At 51.0% G+C, this 21,492-nt stretch carries 19 protein-coding genes; 4 read left to right on the top strand and 15 right to left on the bottom strand.

Annotated elements, in window-relative coordinates; translation table 11 throughout:
• Nucleotides 1–33: 33 nt before the first annotated feature.
• The 4 genes from DX130_RS00595 to DX130_RS00580 all read right to left on the bottom strand — a co-directional run bounded on the left by DX130_RS00595 (nucleotide 34) and on the right by DX130_RS00580 (nucleotide 6,476).
• Entirely contained in the window at nucleotides 34–1,953 is a 1,920-nt protein-coding gene (locus DX130_RS00595) for an FAD-dependent oxidoreductase (protein WP_116042018.1), read from the bottom strand.
• A 171-nt stretch (nucleotides 1,954–2,124) separates the two neighbouring features.
• On the bottom strand, nucleotides 2,125–3,711 hold the full coding sequence (locus DX130_RS00590) for a peptide chain release factor 3 (RefSeq protein WP_116045606.1): 1,587 nt from the start codon (nucleotides 3,709–3,711) through the stop codon (nucleotides 2,125–2,127).
• Nucleotides 3,712–3,765: 54 nt separating this feature from the next.
• A complete protein-coding gene (gene zwf / locus DX130_RS00585; RefSeq protein WP_116042017.1) occupies nucleotides 3,766–5,322 on the bottom strand; it encodes a glucose-6-phosphate dehydrogenase in 1,557 nt (518 codons plus the stop codon).
• Between the two features lie 287 nt (nucleotides 5,323–5,609).
• The gene (locus tag DX130_RS00580) at nucleotides 5,610–6,476 is read right to left on the bottom strand and encodes a YwmB family TATA-box binding protein (protein WP_165861093.1); all 867 of its coding nucleotides are present in this window, start codon (nucleotides 6,474–6,476) and stop codon (nucleotides 5,610–5,612) included.
• 89 nt (nucleotides 6,477–6,565) lie between these two features.
• On the opposite strand from DX130_RS00580, the gene DX130_RS00575 reads away from it, so the two are divergent.
• Both DX130_RS00575 and DX130_RS00570 read left to right on the top strand, forming a co-directional pair.
• Complete coding sequence (locus DX130_RS00575; RefSeq protein ID WP_116042014.1) at nucleotides 6,566–6,979, top strand: hypothetical protein; 414 nt, start codon at nucleotides 6,566–6,568, stop codon at nucleotides 6,977–6,979.
• A gap of 139 nt (nucleotides 6,980–7,118) precedes the next feature.
• Nucleotides 7,119–7,895: a hypothetical protein gene (locus DX130_RS00570; RefSeq protein ID WP_116042012.1), complete on the top strand. Its 777-nt coding sequence runs from the start codon at nucleotides 7,119–7,121 to the stop codon at nucleotides 7,893–7,895.
• A 3-nt stretch (nucleotides 7,896–7,898) separates the two neighbouring features.
• Here the strand turns inward: DX130_RS00570 and DX130_RS00565 are convergent, their stop codons facing one another.
• Nucleotides 7,899–9,230 carry a molybdopterin molybdotransferase MoeA gene (locus DX130_RS00565; RefSeq protein ID WP_240643971.1) on the bottom strand — a complete coding sequence of 444 codons (1,332 nt, stop codon included), beginning with the start codon at nucleotides 9,228–9,230 and terminating at the stop codon, nucleotides 7,899–7,901.
• A gap of 237 nt (nucleotides 9,231–9,467) precedes the next feature.
• On the opposite strand from DX130_RS00565, the gene mobB reads away from it, so the two are divergent.
• Complete coding sequence (mobB, locus tag DX130_RS00560) at nucleotides 9,468–10,040, top strand: molybdopterin-guanine dinucleotide biosynthesis protein B (RefSeq protein WP_116042010.1); 573 nt, start codon at nucleotides 9,468–9,470, stop codon at nucleotides 10,038–10,040.
• On the opposite strand, the gene DX130_RS00555 is transcribed toward mobB, so the two are convergent.
• The 6 genes from DX130_RS00555 to DX130_RS00530 form a co-directional block, all read right to left on the bottom strand.
• A complete protein-coding gene (locus DX130_RS00555) occupies nucleotides 10,037–10,687 on the bottom strand; it encodes a response regulator (protein ID WP_116042009.1) in 651 nt (216 codons plus the stop codon). The two genes, mobB and DX130_RS00555, sit on opposite strands and share 4 nt — an antisense overlap.
• A gap of 31 nt (nucleotides 10,688–10,718) precedes the next feature.
• Nucleotides 10,719–11,720 (bottom strand): sensor histidine kinase, encoded by a 1,002-nt coding sequence (locus DX130_RS00550; RefSeq protein WP_116042007.1) that lies wholly within the window; start codon nucleotides 11,718–11,720, stop codon nucleotides 10,719–10,721.
• Nucleotides 11,721–11,850: 130 nt separating this feature from the next.
• Entirely contained in the window at nucleotides 11,851–12,561 is a 711-nt protein-coding gene (locus DX130_RS00545) for a PspA/IM30 family protein (RefSeq protein ID WP_116042006.1), read from the bottom strand.
• A gap of 4 nt (nucleotides 12,562–12,565) precedes the next feature.
• Entirely contained in the window at nucleotides 12,566–13,081 is a 516-nt protein-coding gene (locus DX130_RS00540; protein ID WP_206098749.1) for a PspC domain-containing protein, read from the bottom strand.
• Nucleotides 13,069–13,755: a PspA/IM30 family protein gene (locus DX130_RS00535; protein WP_116042002.1), complete on the bottom strand. Its 687-nt coding sequence runs from the start codon at nucleotides 13,753–13,755 to the stop codon at nucleotides 13,069–13,071. The genes DX130_RS00540 and DX130_RS00535 overlap by 13 nt, the downstream gene beginning before the upstream one ends.
• A gap of 36 nt (nucleotides 13,756–13,791) precedes the next feature.
• The gene (locus tag DX130_RS00530) at nucleotides 13,792–14,082 is read right to left on the bottom strand and encodes a LiaF transmembrane domain-containing protein (protein WP_116042000.1); all 291 of its coding nucleotides are present in this window, start codon (nucleotides 14,080–14,082) and stop codon (nucleotides 13,792–13,794) included.
• A 261-nt stretch (nucleotides 14,083–14,343) separates the two neighbouring features.
• On the opposite strand from DX130_RS00530, the gene DX130_RS00525 reads away from it, so the two are divergent.
• Nucleotides 14,344–14,910, top strand: a complete 567-nt coding sequence (locus tag DX130_RS00525) for a C40 family peptidase (protein WP_116041999.1) — start codon at nucleotides 14,344–14,346, stop codon at nucleotides 14,908–14,910.
• A gap of 98 nt (nucleotides 14,911–15,008) precedes the next feature.
• Here DX130_RS00525 and DX130_RS00520 read toward each other — a convergent pair whose 3' ends face one another.
• The 4 genes from DX130_RS00520 to DX130_RS00505 all read right to left on the bottom strand — a co-directional run bounded on the left by DX130_RS00520 (nucleotide 15,009) and on the right by DX130_RS00505 (nucleotide 21,491).
• Nucleotides 15,009–16,601 carry a hypothetical protein gene (locus tag DX130_RS00520; RefSeq protein ID WP_116041997.1) on the bottom strand — a complete coding sequence of 531 codons (1,593 nt, stop codon included), beginning with the start codon at nucleotides 16,599–16,601 and terminating at the stop codon, nucleotides 15,009–15,011.
• 210 nt (nucleotides 16,602–16,811) lie between these two features.
• Nucleotides 16,812–17,759, bottom strand: coding sequence for an iron-hydroxamate ABC transporter substrate-binding protein (locus DX130_RS00515; protein WP_116041996.1), 948 nt, complete (start codon nucleotides 17,757–17,759; stop codon nucleotides 16,812–16,814).
• 371 nt (nucleotides 17,760–18,130) lie between these two features.
• Nucleotides 18,131–19,798, bottom strand: coding sequence for a helix-turn-helix domain-containing protein (locus DX130_RS00510; protein ID WP_116041994.1), 1,668 nt, complete (start codon nucleotides 19,796–19,798; stop codon nucleotides 18,131–18,133).
• 334 nt (nucleotides 19,799–20,132) lie between these two features.
• Nucleotides 20,133–21,491: a sensor histidine kinase gene (locus DX130_RS00505; RefSeq protein WP_116041993.1), complete on the bottom strand. Its 1,359-nt coding sequence runs from the start codon at nucleotides 21,489–21,491 to the stop codon at nucleotides 20,133–20,135.
• Nucleotide 21,492 lies beyond the last annotated feature (1 nt).

The following is a 21,492-nucleotide window of genomic DNA, read 5'->3' as shown; positions in this document are numbered from 1 at the left end:
TCACCGGTCTCGATCATGTATTGCTTTTAGCTTTTAATAAATAACGCCTGCAGCGAAGGAAATGGCATCCTTCATCAGCATATAAACATCGCCATTAGTCAAGCGATCAGGATCCTTGATCGTGGCAAGCGTAGCATCAAGCAGCGTACCATTGGACTTCAACCGCTCCAAGGCGCCTTCCTTTTGCGCCCCTTCTTCGAGCGATAACGCAATCGTATAAGCAGCCTGCTCAAGCGTGAGCGGTATATCTGCCGGATCGTTCAGACCCTTGATAGCGGCATCCGCCGAATAAGGGAAAGCTTCAGCATGGGCTTTGCCCAAGATCTTCATATTATTCACCAAACGTTTAGGTGAGGATTGGTCGTCCAATAGGAAGTCATTGGCATAGGCGCCTTGCGCTATACCAATGCTTGCAGCAGCCTTCAGTCCCTCATAAGACGGGTGATTGATGAACTTGTATGGCTCGGTCTTAGGAGCTTCCAGATCTACGCCCTGCTCCGTCAACAGCGTCCGCAGCGACTTCACCAATGATTCATCCGCCGCCAATTGGCGAAGCGTTACCTTCTCATCTAGCGCGATCTTCACAGCTGCACCAGCAGCTTGTCCCGTCGCCATGCCCAGCGGCACCACGCGAGCGCTACCGTGCGGAAGCGTATCGAAGCTTGCGGAACGGCCTACGACCATCAAGCCATCTACCGATTGAGGAACCAGCGCGCCGAATGGAACGCCATACAGCTTCGGAGCCATCAGTACCGTGCCGCGATCCGTCTTGGCAGATGATGTACTCTGGATATCGACTGGATAAGAGCCGAAAGCAATATCATCCGGATGCGTTCTTTGCTCCAGCAAATCAATCAAATTGAGTCGATACATGCCTACAAGGTGGCGTGTCTCACGAATATACAGCTCAGGAGCCAATTCGCCGAGCTCGATTGTCGCAAATTCTGGATACAGCTTTTTGGCATGCTCCAGCATAAGCGGAATTTCTTTGCGGGCGATCTCATACGCTTCTTCTTTCGATGCTGGGTCGAACGGGTCAACCCCGAAAATTTGTACGGAATTGACGAGCATCGACTCGTCGTTCTGACGACCGAGGTTAAAGCCGCGCGAGCGGATACGCTCAGGGTTCGTAGATGGATAATCCCACATCTCGATATAACCCCATGCACTCTCTTCGTTGGCCCCAGTGCCCGGATACTCGTCATTATTCAACCTATGTTTAATTTTGCCCCATACCTCAGGCGTTACGTTCTTCAGCTTGAAGACCGGAGTCACGGCCATCAGAAGCTTCGTGTCGCCAATATCTTCACGGCCGAACGTAAATTCTGCGCCGGCTGCTGCGGCAATATCAGCATCCTGCGTCGCGTCGATTACAGCGCTGGAGTTAACGGTTAATTCCGATCCGTCCTCCAACTTAAGCTTGACGCCCTTCACCGTCGGCGTACCATCGACCGACTCGACAAGCGGTTCGATAGACTTCACGCCCATGCGCACTTCAATCAGCTTCTCCGCTTCCACTAGTTGATGGAATGCGTTGGCGGCTGTTGTAATATCGAAGGAATCTCCTTCGATCAGATCGAACCATTCCTTGAACAATCCTTTATTGTAATAATCCTTGCCATCCGGCATGCGATTCATGTCAAGGCTGTTCAGCCAGCCCAGTGTGAACAAGCCGCCCAGAATGTCTCGATCCTTTCCATCGACCAGCAATGTTTTGAGGCCGTTACGAGCTGCAGATACCGCCGCCGTTACGCCTTCTGGATCTGTTCCGACTACAACCACGTCATATTGCTCCTTCGGCGTCTCCACTTGCGGTATTTCCGTGATAGACGTCGGCTTCGGGGTTGGTTGAGCTGGTGAGGATGAGCGTGTGGCGTACCACACCACCAAGACACATGCGGCAATGACCAAAATTCCTGCAGGCAATAACCATTTCCATTTACGATTCTTCATAACGTTCCCTGGATGCACTCCTTTTATATTGCATTTTTTTCTATACCTCTATCAGTCTACCAAAACATAGAGTGCCTGTGGTTAATAATTTCTTAAGAGATTGAAAGAAAACCTAAAAAATCCTCCTACGGGGCATTTTGCTCCCGCTGGAGGATTATTATTCCGAGTAAATTATGGGGCTGTTTCCAAAAACTTCGAATTCGGGTTTTTGTCTATGGCTGTCCGCATCGCATATTCATTCTCGAACAAGGCGACGTAATTGCCCTTCTTATCCTTAACCATTGTAGAGTTGATTCGGAACTTGGAAGGGTCAATCTGATCGTCCACAATCCATCTTGCGAATTGGAACGTCATCCGGTGCAGTTGAATGTCAACGCCGTATTCTGCCTTCATACGATGCTCGAACACCTCAAATTGCAGGTGCCCGACAACGCCTAGAATCGTCTCGTCGAAGTTGCCCGTGGAATAGAACACCTGAATGGTGCCCTCCTCCGTCAACTGGTCGAGTCCCTTCTGGTACTGCTTATGCTTCAGCGCGTTCTTCACCGTTACTTTGGAGAAGATCTCCGGCGAGAACGTCGGCAGCTCGTCGAATTCCACTTCTGAACCTTGCGAGAGCGAATCTCCGATACGGAAGATGCCTGGATCGAATAGGCCGATAATATCGCCTGGATACGCCGTTTCTACAATATCGCGGTCTTGAGCCAAAAACTGCTGCGGCTGCGACAGCTTAATTTCTTTCTTGTTGCGTACATGCTTGACAGCCATCCCCCGCTCGAAGCGTCCCGAGCAGATGCGCAGAAACGCAATTCGGTCGCGATGGGCCGGGTTCATGTTAGCCTGGATCTTGAATACATAGCCGCTGAACTTTTCATTCGACGGCTCTATAGGACCTGACGTACTGTTCCGGGACGTCGGCTTTGGCGCAAGCTTCAGGAAGTTCTCCAGGAACGTTTGTACACCAAAGTTGTTCACGGCGCTGCCGAAGAAAATCGGCGTCAGCTCGCCAGCCTGCACTTTCTCATAGTCGAACGGATCGCCCGCAACATCGAGCAGCTCCAAATCCGAGATGAGCTGGTCGGTCAAATAATCGCCGGCCATCTCGCGGATGATGGAATCATTATAATCGTCAACCTTCCGCACCTCAATGGTGGAATGATCATTGCCCTGGAACAGCTCAACCTGTGAATTCATACGGTCGTATACACCGCATAGCTCACGGCCCATTCCAATCGGCCAGTTCATCGGCACAGAACGGATGCCAAGCACCTGTTCCAGCTCTTCCATCAGCTCAAACGGGCTTTTCCCTTCACGGTCCAGCTTATTGATGAATGTGAAGATGGGAATGCCGCGCTTCCGGCATACCTGGAACAGCTTGATCGTCTGCGCCTCGACACCTTTGGCTACGTCGATAAGCATGACGGCACTGTCAGCGGCTGTCAGCGTGCGATACGTATCTTCGGAGAAGTCCTGGTGACCAGGGGTATCCAATATGTTCACTCTGTGGTTCAAATAATCAAATTGCATGACGGAAGACGTGACGGAGATTCCCCGCTGCTTCTCGATCTCCATCCAGTCCGATGTTGCGTGCCGGCTGGCTTTGCGCGCTTTGACGGACCCTGCAAGCCGAATGGCTCCTCCGAATAGGAGGAGCTTCTCAGTCAGGGTCGTCTTCCCTGCGTCAGGGTGGGAGATAATGGCGAAGGTTCGCCTTCTGTCCACTTCCTGTTTAATTTCATCGCTTAATGATTGACTCATGCTTGCCTTCCCTTCACTTTTATGCAAGGTTTGCGACAGCGGACGCATCAGATGCTACTTCCCGCTGTTCGTGATCCAGATAACGTTGTCTTCTTCTTGACCATTCACCGGCCACCAATGGAAGCCCTCTTCATCAAGCAGTCTGCCTGCCGCTTCCGGGCCCCATGAGCCTGCCGGATAGAAGGCAAGATCGCTCTTTTCTTCACGCCATGCTTGCGCAATGCGGTCAACGAATTCCCAGGCATGGGACACTTCATCCCAGCGTGTGAAATACGTAGAATCGCCGCGCGCAGCGTCATGAATAAGACGCTCGTAAGCTTCTGGCGTGTTGATGCCGATCTGACAGCTTTGACAAAACTCCATCGATACTGGTTGAACCGCATTGTCAGATCCCGGTTTTTTGGCATTGATCTTAATATATATGCCTTCCATCGGATTGACGCGGATGACAAGCAGATTCGGTGCCAGATCATGCTTCTGTGCGAACAGCACGTTCTGCGGCATCGACTTGAACTCTACGACGACTTCAGTCGTCTTCACAGGCATGCGCTTGCCCGTGCGAATATAGAACGGAACACCCGCCCAACGGAAATTGTCGACGAATACTTTCGCGGCAAAATACGTCTCTGTCGACGATTCCGGATCAACGGAATCCTCTTGACGGTAACCAGGCAATTCCTTGCTGCCGACTTGGCCTTCGGAATATTGTCCGCGAACGACATGCTTGCGCACATCATCGCCCGATGTGTAGCCTCTTAGCGAGCGAAGCACTTTCACCTTCTCGTCGCGAATGTCTTCGCCGTGAAGACGGCTAGGCGGCTCCATCGCAATCATCGTCAGCATCTGCAGCATATGGTTCTGTCCCATATCTCTCAGAGCGCCAGACTTGTCATAGTAGCCTCCGCGTTCCTCGACACCGACAGTCTCAGACAAGGTAATTTGAACGTTGGCAATATGGTTATTGTTCCACAATGGCTCAAAAAATGCATTTGCAAAACGGATTACTTGAATATTCTGCACCATTTCCTTGCCCAGGTAATGGTCGATGCGGAAGATCTCTTCTTCCTTGAATACTTGGTTCAATTGCTCATTCAGCTTCTGTGCCGAGGGCAAATCATAGCCGAACGGCTTCTCGATAACTAGACGATTCCAGCCAGTCGACTCCAGCAGTCCCCCATCGCGAAGATTGAAGGATACAGGTCCGAACAGGGACGGAGCGAGCGCCAAATAGAACAACCGATTGCCCGGAATACCGAATTTGTGATCCAGTTCCGTAGACAAAACATTCAGCTCGCGGAAGCCGTCGACATTATTAATATCGAGAGACATATACACGAAATGTTCGGAGAATCGGTTCCACAGCTCGGCGTCATCCGCCTTGTAGCGGCAAAACTCGTTGATGGAATCATACAGGTCAGAACGGAATTGCTCGTTCGTACGAGGACGGCGCGCAAGGCCGACAACGGCGAAGTTTTCCGACAGCTTGCCTTCTTTATATAAACTGAATAGCGCCGGAAACAGCTTGCGCCGGGCCAAGTCGCCGGTCGCACCGAATAGATAATAAACGGCGCCCTCTGGGGAGATCGAATCTACAGTCGTATTGTAAGTCATATGCCTCATTCTTTCTATTGAATTTTTATACGAATTACATGATATGTAGTGTAGCATATTCACCCTTATTTCGCCATTGAACGGCTCATAAAAAATAATGATAAGTTGTACAAGTTCTTCTGATTGCAGAATAATCAGAAGTTTTCGCCAGCCTAGTTTCCGCAAAATTCAGACTGCAAGGATCAGCCAAGCCATCTGGTGATGATTCAAATGAACCCCCAGCGTACTAAATGAACCGGAGCCGCCCTCAATCCAGTCATTCGAGAAGCCCCCACAACAGCTATTCTCTACTTCGTCACGGAAGGAGCATCTACTGCTTCCACGGCACCAAACTCTCCTGTAATGAGCGGCACGCCAATCGTCAGCCCTACAGTTCCTTTCTCCGTGTGTTCATGAATGGCAATCTGAAGATTCGCCTCTCTCCCTCTGCCGATCGGCTGAGAGGTCTGCAAGAGGGCCGAGCTGTACGTGACGCTCCGCGTCCCCTGGTCCTGATATTCCTCCAGCACTTTGCTTTGAGACAACCGCTCAAGCTTCGAAGCTTGCTCCGGACTTGAGACAACTCCATTCGTCTTCACGCTTATAGTGGTATGATTGGATATTTGCCCGATTCTGCCGGCTATTCCGACCGAATCGGCAAGAAGCGCAGCCAGCCTCACACCCTCGTCCGCATGCTGATCCAGCATTACGAGCAGCCGAACTCCTGCATCGGTCTGCTCCACCATATGAAGGGAAAGAACCCCGTCCGCTCCAAGCCAGCGTCCTTGCATCGTTTTCCCATCGTTCAATACCGTCTTGTCCGTCGGCTCTCCCGAGGCGTCAGCAAACAAAATAGCGGCCAAGCGTTCATAATCTTCGGCTCGAGTCACGTCTACCTGCCATCGTAAATGCCAGTCAGCGGAAGTGGCTCCGCCCTGCATCGTTTCGTCGGCCCAGCTCCATAATTTGGACAGATCATGCCGAAGCTGGTTTATGGAAGACTGATTTTGGGTATCGGATTTGGAGAGAAGAAGCGCAATGAATATTAGAACAGCCAAAATCATTAGCGCACCCGCCATGCCAAAGAAACGGTTTTTACGGGGCGGCTTGCGTTTTACAGCTCGCGATGCTGAAGACGCGCTTAGATGGAACGCCGATTTTTCCGGAATATACATACCATTGCCTCCCATGAAATTGGCTTATACACGTTCGCCCTGGGGGTGAATACACTGGTTGCAACAATACTCGCGAGGTGACTGGTGAAATGGAACAGATTTATCCGCTCAGAGAAGAAGTGTTGTCGACGTATGGCGGGATGCCGGTGGTGGTCATTTTCAAATCAGGCTACAGGCAAATCGGAATCATTCGTTCTTGCCAAAGCGGCAAGCTTGTTCTCGGCAATCCCTATAGCGGCGGTGAAGCCGTACATCACAGAAGAGGACCATATGAAGATGCATTTGCGGCGAAAAAAGATGAAGGTCCAAGCAAAGAAGAGACGCTGCCGCTGGCGGCAGGCAAAAAGAAAAAGAAACGGGCAAAAGCTGTGGGATTGAGCCATTCTCCTACTAAATACGCTTCCGAGAGCCATATTCCTGCCTCGTCCGCAAGCGATGCAAGTCAGGATGACACGCTTAAGCTTGACCTGGACGACATCGCTTTTGTGTTCCTGGCGGTGTAATCGACAGAACCCGCGCACGAGGCGAGCGCTTTCCTCCGCTTTCGCTTGCAATCGTCAAGCTTCGCCTCCGCCATTCGCCAGCCTTCTCGTCTCCTCTAAGCTATGATGAGCCTAACTTATTTTTGAGGGAGGACGGGCAATGACAGTTTATTCTCGATCTATACATGGAATTGAACGAACCAATCACTATACCAAGCTGCAGCCGGTGAATCGCTACGCGGCTTATCGGCTGACTGCCTTCGAGCGGGCTCCCGTCGTTCATAGAGAGAATTGGAGTCGATTATATAGCGATGCGGCGGGCAGCGCGGCAGAATGGCTGAAGAAGTCGCAAGACGCGCAAAGAAGGCTGGATCTCATGCTTGAGGAGCTTGGCCGGGATGCGGGCATTCGGAACGGTTCATTCGTCCGTTTGCAAATACAGGAGCTGACAAAACTCCTTAATGAGCTGGAGGGCAGCTACCGTAGTCATAAAAACCAATTAAAGCCTGAAGTGTGGGAGGCCGTCGAGCTTGCACTGCGACATCCTGCGATGGCAGCCCTTGGCATTGAAAGAGGCCCGGATGACGCCTTCCGCTGGAGAGGTACCGGAGTGGATTCAGCCATGACGGAAGTCGGGCGGGGACAAGAGAGCAGAATGGCCGCCACGCGACGATATTCAAAGGACGCGGCACTTATTACTCCTCCGGAGAAGATAGCTAGCATGGAGGACAGCGACAAGCTGAGACGGCTGCTGCTTGGAGCAGACGGTCTGATTCAGGATATAAAAAAGTCCTTAAGCTTCGCGGAGCAGGGCAACGCCATTGACCTGCTCCGTCTCCCATTCACAGCAGCATATCCCTATGCGCTATATTACGGTGCGATGCAAACCTACTGGCCGCTCCCGCTTAGAGGGGTTATCTTGAACAAATATTATTAAAGCTTATTGCGGCAAAATCCAGGCTTCAACGATACTTCCTGCCTCTGCGCCCAATGATCCTGATGGTATAACGACGAGCGCCTCCGCTTGGGCAATAGAAGCCGTCATGCTCGACTTGCCGAAGGCAAGCGGGTCTGCGTAGACTCGACCATCGTCGCCATAAAGTAGGGAAGTCCGCACATAACGATCGTGCGGGCTTCCTTTTTTCAGTTCGCGGGCGAGTACCGCCTGAACCTTGCGATGATCAGGTCTGGGATCGCCTTGCATGGCGCGCAGCGCAGGAGCGGCGAACAGCTCGAATCCTACAAAGCAAGCACCGGGGTTGCCCGATAACGCAAGGACAAGCTTTCCACCTATCCAGGCTGCTGATGTCGGGCTGCCCGGCCTCATCGACACACGATTGAACAATAGCATGTCTAAGGAATCTGGGAATACCTCGAACTGCGAATCAAAGTCGGCCAATTCACGAAGCAGCAAAGCCATGGCGTCATAGTCGCCTACGGATACCCCTCCCGTAGTCACAATGAGGTCCACATCTCCGCCGATATGGATAAGGGCTTCGCTTACCGCTTCCGGCTCATCGGGCAACGTGCCGCAGAGGATGGGTTCGCCGCCGCGCTGGCGAATCATAGCCGCGACCATGGCGCTGTTGCTGTCGCGGATACGGCCCGGCGCGAGCGGAGCCTCCACAGGGAGCAGCTCGCTCCCTGTGGCGAATACCGCGACGCGAGGGCGCCTGTACACGGGCACGACGGCATAGCCGAACGTGCCCAGCAGCGCAAGATGGCCCGGCCGCAGCAGCTCGCCGGGCTCCATAATCGGGCTCCCCAGGCGGAATTCCTCGCCTTGGGGAGCCACGTTCTGGCCGGGGCGGGCGGCCGCCTTGACGAGGGCCGCCCTCTCGCCCCCGGCCATGCCCTCCGCGGTCTGCTCCAGCATGACGACCGCGTCGGCCCCTGAGGGCACAGCTGCGCCGGTCATAATGCGCGCAGCTGTGCCTGGCTCCACGGCCGCGAGGGCGAGCCCGCCCGCCGCGATCGTATCCACGACGCGCAGCGCTGCCGGGAACGCCGGCGACGCTTGCGCTGTATCGGCTGCGCGCACGGCATAGCCGTCAAGCCCGGCGCGCGCGAACGGCGGCCAGTCGCTCGTCGCCAGCAGCTGCTGCGCGAGCCGCCGGCCGCCGGCTTCCGCAAGCGGCACGAGCTCGCTTGCGATTGTCCGGGCAGCGGCAAGAACGCGCCGCTGCGCCTCCTCTACCTTGATCGCGCGACGATTGAATCGTCCGTCGCTCCCCTCACTTCTAACGCTCTCCAAGCTCCAATCCTCAGCCACCCGGATTCCCCCAACCCTGCAATGTTTCACTCCGAAAATCGATGATGATTGGTCTTATTGTACCATAGCGAATGTACAGGCTGGATAGCCCGTAATGAGCAGATGCAGGCCTGCAAATCTGATTCACCTGTATAGAGGGAACAGGTTGATGAAGCCGCTTTATCTTACATATGCTACACTCTAGTAAACATCCGACAGCAACGTCATGCCTTTATCCTATTTATCCAAGGAGGCCCTATGTCGTCCATCCATAAGCAGCAACAAGCAGCACCTTTTATTGTTCAACTCGTAGGATACAAAAACACCGGCAAGACCACATCGGTCTGCCGGTTAACGGAGAAATATAAACGAGAAGGACTTCGCGTCGGCACGATCAAGCATGACGCGCATGACTTCCAGATCGATACGCCGGGTACCGATACGTGGCAGCATCAAGCAGCAGGAGCCGATATAACCGCCATTACCTCATCTACCCGTACTGCTATCCTGAAGCAAACGAACACCGAATTAGATACGTTAATCGCCTCCATGCAGCAAGAAGTAGACATTATTCTAATCGAAGGCTTCAAGAGCGCCTCCTATCCCAAAATCGTCTTTGCCCGAGAAGTCTCGCACTATGCCTTGCTGCAAGCCGTTAGCCATCCTATTGCGCTGGTATGCTGGCCTGAGGCCTTGGCAACTACAGGCAATGAAATAACCTGCACTACAAGGAGCCTCGCCACGGAACCGACTGTGCCCGTCATTCCGATCCACGAAGACGAAGCGCTGTTCGCCCTGCTTCAAGAACATAGGCGCGGCTTGTCGACTTAGTCCGCAATCCCTTGCTTATGCGCATAGATTGCAGCTTGCGTACGATCTTCGACATTGAGCTTATTGAAAATATTCGTCACATGGAATTTAACGGTCTTGACGCCGATGAACAGCTCATCCGCAATTTCCTGATTGGACTTGCCCTGCGCCACTCGCTTCAGCACATCCATCTCACGTTCCGTCAAATCGTCATGCAGCTTCGGCTGCTCCTGCTGTTTCGGCGCACGGAAGCGGTTCATCATTTTGGCCGCTACCTGCGACTCCAGCACGGACTGACCTCTGGCGGCTGCACGAATAGCTTCCGCGATTTCGCTAGCGCGCGATGTCTTCAGCAGATAGCTGAACGCACCCGCTTCGATAACCGGATAAATTTTGCTGTCGTCAATAAAGCTGGTCAGCACAATGACTTTGGCATCAGGGTGAATCTCCAGCAGCTTGGCTGTCGTCTCGACACCGTCCATGCCCTCCATGACCAAGTCCATCAGCACCACATCCGGCTTGTAAGACTGCGCCAGTCTGATGCCATCGATTCCGTTGCTTGCTTCCCCTACCACTTCAATCCCGTCTTCCGTATCGAGTACGGCTGCGAGACCGATACGAACCATCTCGTGATCGTCTACCAGCAGCACCTTGATCGGTTCCTCCATATTCCCCGCTCCTTTTCTCTATGTTTCAGTCCTAACTGCCTGTCGTATGTCCGTCCATTGGCACCCAAAGATGAATGGTAGTGCCTTCTCCCGGCTGAGAGATCACCTGAAGGGACCCGCCAAGCTCGTTCACGCGTTCTTCCATGGTCAGCAAGCCGTAAGAGGTTTGCTTCTTCGCTTCCAGATCAAAGCCGACACCGTTATCCTGGAGAGTCATATGGGTCTTATTGTCCAGTCGAAGCAGCCTGATGCGCATACTGTCCGCCTTGGAATGACGAAGCGTATTAGACAGTGCCTCTTGTGCAATTCGGAACAAATGATCCTCGGCTTGCGGCCGCAGCATAATCGACTCATCCACTTCAAGGATGATCTCCATGGGCACCTTCTGCTTCAATTCTTCAACCAGCGTCGTCAGAGCTTGTCCCAGATTTTTCCCATCCAGATGTACCGGACGCAGATGGAGCAGAAGCGCTCTCATCTCGGACTGAGCCACCGCGGCCATTTCCTCGATCAGCTGCACTTGCCGCTTGGCACGCTCCCAATCCCGTTCAATCGTACGGCTGACCGCGGTTGCCGTCATGGAGATGGCGAACAGTTGCTGGCTTACTGCATCATGAAGCTCGCGTGCCAATCTTTGGCGCTCCTCCAATACCGCTGTGAATCTTACTTTCTCCGTCCACTGAGCGTCGCTCTCCCGCTCCGAATTCTCTTCCCCGGCTTCTGCATGATTGTCACTTATCGTCACGTTGTAGCTGCGCTTTCGCGGTTGCTCGCTAAGACGCTTAAGGGCGGCCTTCAGCTTGGAATTTTGCAAATAGCTGTTAAGCGCTGTAACCGCCAGTCCAGCTCCTACAATGCCTAATCCAACGATCGCCCATCTGCCCTGCAGCATGAAAGGCTCAACGATGTCGAGGCCCTGCAGCAAAATTACAGCGAGACAAAGGATAATAAGCAGCCACAGGAGCGTCTCCACGGCGTTGCGCCTTCTTGCAGCTTTGAGCTGATCTCCGACGTTTTTTTCTTGATCCTGCATTTCTACAGCTCCTTATGGGGCCGTTCATCTATGCGCAAGGCATCCATTACGGCCAAGCTTGCGATTCCCTGAAAAAAGCATGAAAGAGCAGACCGGTAGCCGGTCCGCTGCTTCCATCCTTTATTGGCTCTTATTGCCCTTCGGTTGAGCTAGGAGCCGAAGCATTCATTTTGCTTTTGAGAGCTTGCAGCTGCTCATCAACTTTCATGCGCTTCTCAAGATCCGCTGCGTTTACCGGTGCAGACGTGCTGCTCCCGCCGTAAGTGGAGTAAGGTGTGCGAAGCACATCCGCTTCCGCTTCCAGCTGCATGATCTTCTCTTCCATCCGGTAGAAACCGCGCGATGCCGTGCCGCTGTCAATCGTATGATTGGAGCTTAGCTGCGCCATTTGCTTCTGCGCCTTTGCTACTTGAGCGCGGGACGCCAGTTCGTTGCGCTTGTTGCGAAGCTGATAGAACTCTTCTTTCATCGCATGCAGCTGCTGGAGCAACTCTTCAGCCTGTGCTTTCGCTTGTGTATGAAGATCGGTGTATTCCACTACCTTCTGATCGAAGTATAGCTTTTCTTCCAATAGCTTACGAGTCAGCTCTTCCTGATCGGCGCGAAGCGCTGCTTCCGCCTTCGATTCACGCTCTGCCGCATTGCGTACAGAATCGTCCAGGCGCTGCTTCATGCGGCGCTCGTTCGCCATTTGCTTAGCTACTGTTACTTCTGCTTGATGAATCTCGGATTCCATATCGCGCAAATATTGATTAAGCATAACAACCGGATCTTCCAGCTTGTCCAGTACCTCGTTCATAGATGCTTTTGTCATATCCTTCATTCTTTTAAAGATTCCCATAGTGTTATTCTCCCTTCTCCTGTTTCGCTAATTTGGCTTTCAGTTCCTCGATCTCGCGGCGCAATGCCTTTTTCTCCAGATCGTCCATCATGCTATCGAATTGCGAGCCTGCAGCAGGCTCTTCCTTGCCGTATGAAGTGCCCCAATTGTTAGGAGGCGTATTATTGTTCTCATATTGGTTGAAGCCGCCGTTATAGCCCGTGTGAGGACCGTTATGCGGACCGTTGTGTGGACCATTATTAGGGCCGAAGCCGCCGCCATAACCGCCGCCGAAGCCGTTGTTCGGGCCGTTGCCGTAGCCGTTCGGACCGAACGCGCCGTAGATGGGCGGCTCTTTCGGTACAACAAGGCCTGCGATAACGTAGATGAAGATGGCCATACCGCTCGATAGGACAGTGACGATAACAAGCAGTATTCGAATAAGTGTGGCATCCACATTCAGCATTTCACTTACCCCGCCGCACAGGCCGAGCAATTTCTTATCCCGTCTGGAGCGATATAGCTTTTTCAAGACGACCATCCCTCCTTCTCAAGCTTGCGTTTCAATTCGGCAAGCTCGCGTTCAATCACGGACTTGACCGTATTGCCAACGCCTCCTTGATCGAACTCTCTGCCCATTCTGCGCACATCCCGCAAGCTTCTGGCTTCCTGCTCCAGATCGCTGATGCGATCCTCCATCTGGCGGAACATCGTGCCCGGATGAGCACCGTCGGATACACCGCCATGATGCCTGCTGTTCATGCGCTGCTGCAATCGGACCGATTCCATGCGTGCCGTATAATATTCCCGCTTATCGTAGACCGTCTGGTATTCACTGCGCATCTCGCGCAGCTGCTCCTCCAGATCCAGTGTATTTTGCCGGCTTTGCTCGTATAGCTCCCTGTATTGTGCGGAGCGTTCCTCGCAGCTCGTTTTCTCATGAAGCGCGATCCGCGCCATGTTCTCTTCGCCCGCCTTCAGCGCTGTTATCGCTTGCTGCTCGCGGCGTTCCTTCTGAGCTTCTGCCTGCAGCCATTGTCCACGCAGATGATTGCTGTGATTGGCGTACTGCTGATGAAGCTTCTCCGCTTGGATGATATCTTCCCTCGTTGACCAAAGGAACTGATCGATCATCCGCACCGGATCTTCCGCTTTCTCCAATCTCTCGTTCAATGTTGCAACTGTAATGTCCCGGATACGACGTGCAATGCTCATCTATGTGTCCTCCTAACCCAGTTATCTATACTTATCTTAATACGATCTCTTGTTTGTGAACAGCGATACTCCGACTACGATAAGCCCGATTGCCAGCAAGAGCATAAAGATTCCGCCGAGCTTACCCATCAGCATGATACCGCCGATCGCGATCAGTACACCGCCGATTATTTTCTTATTGTTCATCCACCCTACTACGCCGAAGCCGATCAGGATGAATGGGAGAATTAGTCCAAATATCCAGCCCAAATCAATATGGAAAACTTTCAAAACAGCCAGACCGCCAATGACAACTAGCAGGATACCAAGTGCGTTTTTTCCATTCATATCCAAATCTCTCTCCTTTCTTCTATTAGAATTTATTCATTTTTGTTGATTGACCATGTTCAGCAGCTCTTGCTTATGTACTTAGTATAGATGGTTCAAACCCTTTATAAAACGGACTTTTGGCGGTTTTTGCACTAGACTTAGGTCGAGTCGCATCCCCGCCTCAAGAGGCAGTATTGGGCACAGGACCATATTTTGTGGGGTTAAAACGGTTCCAAACCCTATGTTACGGTAGTTGTACCAACCAGGAGGTGCGAACAAATGAAACAAAACATATTCGCAAAAACACTTATTGCAGGAGCCGTCACGACAGCATTGCTCGTTACCGGCATCACACCGCTACAGCATCAGGGGGACACGGCATACGCCGCAACGGCGTCAAGCAAGTCTTCCAAGATTGAAGCAGCAATTAAGCTCGGCGGCAAGTATATGGGTACGCCTTACGAATTCGGATCGAACCGCAGCAATACAAGAACGTTCGATTGCTCCGATTTCGTCAAGCATATCTTTAAACAAGCGGCAGGCGTTACACTGCCCGGATCTTCCGCCACTCAAGCAAGTTACGTGAAGAAGAACTCTACAGTGAAGACAAGCTGGTCCAGTCTGAAACGCGGCGATCTCGTTTTCTTTATGTCCTACAAAGGGTCTTCGGCATCCAGCTATTCGAAGCTCAATAAGTCGAAGCAAAAAGTAACACATGTCGCTCTGTACCTAGGCGACGGGAAAGTGCTTCACACGTATTCCCAGAAAAGCGGCGGCGTTCGCGTCGATTCCATCAAAGGAACGCAGTGGGAACACCGCATGATCTTCGGCGGCAGCGCCCTGTAGTCTAATGTAGTCAAATGAAGCAAGCATGAGGTACAACATCATAGCTAGAGTATCAAAAGAGCCGAAGGAGAGCGAATACGCTGCCCTTCGGCTCTTTTTCATTGAATCGTCATATAACTCATACTGTCGCGGGACAGTACTTTGCCTTCTGTCATTTTATAAGGCCTCAAATCCAGCGCCTGAAACGGTGTGCTGCCGTTCTCAGCCCCCTTATGGAGAACATAAGTCTGCTCCTCGCCGCTACTCCCGTCATTCACAACATAGACGAGCTCCTCGGGATTGCCGCTGTCGACCCACGTCCCATTGGACGAAACCTCTGCGATAAGCCCAAGCTCCCTGTCTACAGCATACAACGTTCCATAATGATGCTGTAATACTGCTCTAGGCTGCTTAAGCAGATTAACGTCTTTGACCAGCTTCAACTTCTGATAAACGGCAAGCTCCGGATCATACATTTGAAATTCGGAACGTATTTTTCTACCCAGCTCCTCATATTGATCGACTACCCCTTCAAAGGACTCCCAGCTATACGTATGCACTATGGCCGTCTCTTGCTCATAGGAGGCCCATCCCAACAATTCGATGTAACGCTTGTCTTTATGGCTAGACAGAACCCCCCTCTCCTGACCGTTGCGGTCATAGACGAAAATTTGTTCCGTTGCGATCTCCATGAACTCGGTATGATCCTGTTGCTCCACTATTTCGTTATTCTCAGAGGTATAATTCAAATACGCGAATTGACCTCTTGGACTCCACAAAACCAGTCTTGCCTGTGCATTGTCCCCAAAGGGAAGAGCCTTGAAGAACTGCCCCTCCTTGCTGTACAGTCTGAACTGGCGATAATCCAGACTCGTATGCCAGAAGCTCTCGCCGTCAGGAGCAATGGAGGTCATATAGAATGGCCATGAGTGCCTGATTCCTTCCGCCAGGCTGGTCCATTCTCCCGTATTTAAATTCACTTTCCCAAGCATTCCTTTATTAAAGCTGTTGAAGACTAAGGTATCACTGGATTCATTCATCCAGTTATTCGCGTAGCCCTCCAGATCCGCTAACTCCCTTACATCTGCCACTATTGTCGATTTCTCTCCTGTTAGGATATCCAACTTCATGATCTGATATCGGTAACGATGGGGAACCTCCTCATTGGTCATCGCTATATAGATGAAGAAACGCTCATCCGCAAAGCCATACCCTTCCGCAAACTCATCGTTAGTTTCATTATTTTGATATAAGTTATGATAAAGCGGGTAAGTTTTGAATTCACCCGTCTCAGGATTCACAACAACCGCATCTCTTTGTACGAAAGACAGCTTACTATTGTACGTGCCGCGGGTAGTCAAGACATGAACGCCATAGGACAGGCCGTCCATCTTTGGCGATACCCATGTCTGGCTTACATGAGTTTGAATGGTCTCCGATTCCTTATATTCAATAGTAAAACCATTTTCGATATCCGTACAATACACGCTGAGGTCAACCGGCAGTACAACGAATTGCGTTTCTTCTTGCAAATCAGTTACATCAGAAGACGGGCTCGTCGAAGGATGGAAGGCTGGCAAGGGCGTCGAGTAGTCTATCGCTTCTGTATACAGCGGTAATGAATTCATAGTTGTATCGGTGCATGAGACTAACAAGAACATAATGAGCACACTCCAGAAGCTGACTGCTATTAACGACGAGATCTTTCCCATTCAAGATCACTCTTCCTCCACAGGTTTTGACTATATAGACGGATAAGCTCTCGTGTTTGTTTGTAAATATTGTAATTTTATCAATAAAAATTTTCAGCTTGTTGATCCTTCTTTGTTTGCGTCCTGTTCATCATCATACTGGCCATGAAGCAGAAAAAACACCGGCTGTACCTAAGTACAACCAGTGTCGATTCGGTTCTGCTTTACCCTTTAATTATGGCCGAGGAAGCTTTCCTTGAAAAATTCCAGTTGGTATTCCAGACTAAGCGGATCTCTGAAGTAGAACGACTTGGCATTCGCTTCAAATACACGGCTTTGCTCAACAGCAGGAATGTTTTTGTAGGTTTGTGTTTCTTGGAACGAATTGTCCTCTTCTTCATTTTTGCTGAAAATCACGTAATCGCCAAAGTAATCTTGCAATACCTCCGTCGATACGGCGAAGAAGCTATCCTTCTCCGTTGCTGTTTTAACCTTCTCCGGCATGTTCAACTTAAACAGCTGGTACAGAATTTCCGTGCCGCGTCCGAAGTTGTCACCATATACGTAAAGCTGCTTGCTGAACGTCTCAATGACAGACACCGTTGCATCGTCGCCGACTTTTGCTCTAATCTCTTCTCCGGCTTCTTGCGCTCTGGACGTAAAATCATCTACCCAAGCCTGCGCTTCCTTCTCCTTGTTCAGAAGCTTGCCGACTTCCACCTGCTGCTCCAGATAATCCACCTTATCATACGTATAGGTTATCGTTGGGGCGATTTGCTTGAATTTATCTACATTTTTAATACCAGCCAGCCCGATAATCAGATCCGGCTCCAGCTCCATAATTTTTTCGATACTCTCATCGGAAACAACTTCAACATCCTTCAGCTGCTCTTCGAATCTTGGGTTTTCCTTCGACATCTCATCCACCCCGACAACAGGCACACCCAGCGCCATCACATTACCGGTCAGGAAGCGAGTCAGTACAACGACCCGTTGCGGATTTGAAGGAACTTCAACAGGTCCGTCTTCCGATTGATAAATAAACGTGTCGGCACTCGATTGTCCTGCATCGGACGGAGATGGAGACGGGCTGGTAGTGCCGCCATTATTCGTATTGCCGCAAGCGCTGATGACTGCAACTAATAACAATAGGCAGAACGGAATAAGCAGTTTTTTCATAACTTAAGATTCTCTCCTTTGTAATAAGCGATAGGATGACAGATTCGGACAAAAGGCAAGATGTAGTCTTTATTCCATAATAGTGATTATCATTATCAATGACTGGGATAAAAAAAATGCCTTACTCATGCATTCGGCAAACATTCGCTTCGCTGTCGGCATCAGTTCCCTGATCTAGTTGCCTAGCCGAAGCTTCATATGTCCATCGTCATCCTTACATAGCTTTGTTCTGATTCACATAGCCTATTATATGAACTGAAGACACGGCGCACCATGGCTTTTTGTACGGAATGGAGCTTGGATTATGGGCTGCCATGATGGCGACTGAACCTATCTGACAGCCTATAAACCAAATTCGTAAATTCTGGAGGCTAACTATCGGGTGCAAACAAAGCTACCGCTCGTTGAAGCTGCAGGCGAATAGACACAGGATTATACGGAATCCAGTCGTCCCTATCCAGAAAATAGACGAGTCCCCGCTGTACGGCGGATAGTCCCATCCATACGTCGGATTGAAGAATGGGCTCCGCATGTGCGGTGGAGCCTTTCTCATCAGGATACACCACCACCAAAATTCGATCTCCCCCGTAATCAACAAGCTCTGTTAGCGTAATGGATACCGAATGAAATTGATCACGATGCATCTCCATCTCGGCTTTAATCCTTGCAGGAGGCTGCAGCCCCAGAGATTGATACATGACGTAACCAACATTTCGCCCCCCATACACAAGCATTCTCCCTGGTCGAATGACCAGAATCGTAATGACTTCATGAGCGATTTCATGCCGGTTTACCTTTTCCCTCGCCTCCATTTCCTCTTCTTCAAACACGGAGAGCCACTGCTCGGCACGCTCTTCTCTCCCGACAGCATGAGCAATTAGACGCAAATGTTCTTTCCACCCCACCTCCATCCAGGACACCTCCAGAACAGGTGCAATCGAACGCAATTGACCTGAATGAAGTCCCATATGCTGGAGATGCTGATTAGCTGCAATAATCAGTTCAATTTTCTGATCAGTCAGTACCGACTTTATTTGATCCAGCGAGCTGTTTATGTCCAAAAACCTCATCGCTTCCGGTCTTTCGTGTTCAGAGGTGTCTACATACTCGCTGTTTTCCGCAATGGTCACCACGGGCTCCACGCCAAGCAGCAATAGATGACTCGCATAAGGGATAAGCCATACGGCCACCCGCGGCACCGCTCCATGTCCGTGTCTATAATGAGAGGGGGAGGCTCCCGTTTGTTGCTTGAAGCGACGGCTAAGATAAAATTCATCTTTATACCCGACCTTTAGCGCAATCTCTCTTAACGTGCCCGTGCCGCCCATCAGCAGTTCGATCGCCCTATGCACCCGCAGCCTGGTCAAATATTCGCTTGGCGATAATCCCGTAAGCTGCTTGAACAGGGTCGAATAATGGGAGGGGCTGACGCCTGCAATGGCCGCCAATTGCTCACGTGACAATTTGTCACCGTAATGCTGCTCCATATAAGCCATACTGAGTTCCATGCTGGGCTGATCATTCTCCGATTCTTTCTTCTGCTGTATTTCAAGCAGGCGAAGAAGAATTTCGTGCAAAAGAATTTGATTTTGTATATGTCTGGTTTCATGTGCGGGTACACGGTGGACATACATATCTTCCAGCTTGGCCACAATGCCAGGCTCGTAAGCCAAGAAACTTATTTCTTGTCGGGATAGAATCTCGCTGCTCCTCCAAGAACCATCTGTATGGGAGGAACCCTTCATCATCGATTCAGACGGATTCAATTTAAGTAAATACGCATGAAGCGGATGCTGGCGATTCGTTGTTAGGGCAGCCCCACTATTCACCGGCAAAAGCAAGACGCTTCCTTCGGACAATTCATAGCTCTCGTCGTCCAGTTGCAACCTTCCTTTGCCGCTGGCCAGAGCAATCAGCACCGTGCTGCTTTCGTTTATTGGATAGATGGGAAGGTTCGAAGTGCCATATAGCGATATAATACCCGCAGAAGTATATGACGGAAAGTTAGACGGAATCCACTCCGAATCTGCATAATTCACATTCAAAGCCTCCCATCGATTGATCGTACAAGCTTGTCCTCATGTCTGAGACAACGTTTATTATCTCGGTTAAGGGATTTAAACACAATACCCAATTACTTCGTTGCCTATGCTCAGCTCATTTCTAATCGCCCGTACTCATGTCTCCTTATTCTGTATTCCAATATTCCGTGCTTTTCAACCTCCGTCTTCATGGGATGATTGGCTTTTGGCTTAAAGAATCGTATTCCGAAAAAAAGCAGGTTGCGAGCCAAAAGGCATCGCAATCTGCTTTTATAAGTTTTCGTCCAATTATTGCCAACTCTCGTATTAATCAAGAAAATCGCCAAATGCTTTATTGCAAGGGGGCGACAACCCTTTCGTCCTCCAGAGCTTCTGAAGGAAGCCAGCCCGTCAGCTCAGTTCCGCCGTCTGCATGGTTGCTTACGGCAAGCTCGCCACCATGACTTCTCAGTATCCTTTGGGAAATCGTCAGCCCCAGTCCGCTCCCTCCTGTTGAACGGTTTCTGGACGCTTCCCCCCGGTATAGCGGCTCGAAGGCGCGTTGAAGCTCTTCCTTTGAAAAGCCCGGTCCTGTATCGCGTATCGCAAACGTCACTTTCAAGTCCACTTTACCACAGCGAATGACTATACTGCCTCCAGAAGGAGAATGTCTGACGGCATTGTCCAACAGATTGTTAATGGCGCGCTCCAACAAGTGCGCATCGCCGCTAACGACACATCCTTCTGGCAAATCGCTCCTGAATATGATGCCTTTTTGCCGAGCGATCGGCTCTACACTGTCCATTGACTTCCGAATAACAGATGACAAATCCGCTCGATCCTTCTTCAGCGCCGTCTCCGCATACTCCATCTTCGTAAAAGTAAACAGATCCTCTACCAGCCGATCCAGTTGCGCCGACTTTTCCTTGCAGACCGCCAAATAATGGGCAGTCTTCTCCGGCGACCGCGCAATCCCTTGCTCCAGCCCATCCAAATAGCCCCGCAAAGCGAATAGAGGCGTTCGCAAATCATGTGCGACAGCGGCAATGACAAAGCGGCGTTCTTCCTCAAGCTCCGCTTGTTTCCGGTACGAGGCTTGAATGCTCTCCACCATGACGTCAAAGCCATCACGGACCTCGGCGATTTCGGTCATCCTTGACGTTGGCAGCGTGACATCCCAATCTCCGGCTGCAATTTGTCTGGCAGACGCGCTCATTCCCTCCAACGGTTTAAGAAGGAATCTTCGCATTTCGAAACCAATGATAAAGAAAGCCAGCATCAGCCCTGCAATTGCCGATATTACAGGAATCTGATTGGACCTTGGAAGATAGATGATGGCTTTGCCGAGCAATTGCCCATCCTCCATGATGTAAAATCGTTCCGTAGAGGACAATGAACCACGTCGCTCCGGATTCGACCGATACATATCCTGACCCGATGGAGATTGAAGAGCTACATCCAGCTTCGTATGCTCCAGTCGGGCGTGCAATTGTTGCTGCCACTCGGAATCCAACCACTTCGCTGAGCCCGCTTCAATGAACGGAATCGTGTCGGTTAGTTGGCTTTGTAACACCTTGTCCTGCTGCCGGTTATGCATAAAGCTTAGGGACTGATTTTCCAGAAAATAAGCGGTCACATAGAAGATCCAAGGCAACAAAAGCAACAGAAAGAAGCAAAGCAAAAGAAATGAGCGAATGCGCAATGTCCTCATC

The organism is Paenibacillus paeoniae, assembly GCF_003388735.1.
GTDB classification, from domain to species: domain Bacteria; phylum Bacillota; class Bacilli; order Paenibacillales; family Paenibacillaceae; genus Pristimantibacillus; species Pristimantibacillus paeoniae.
This window is presented reverse-complemented; position numbering and strand designations above follow the sequence as displayed.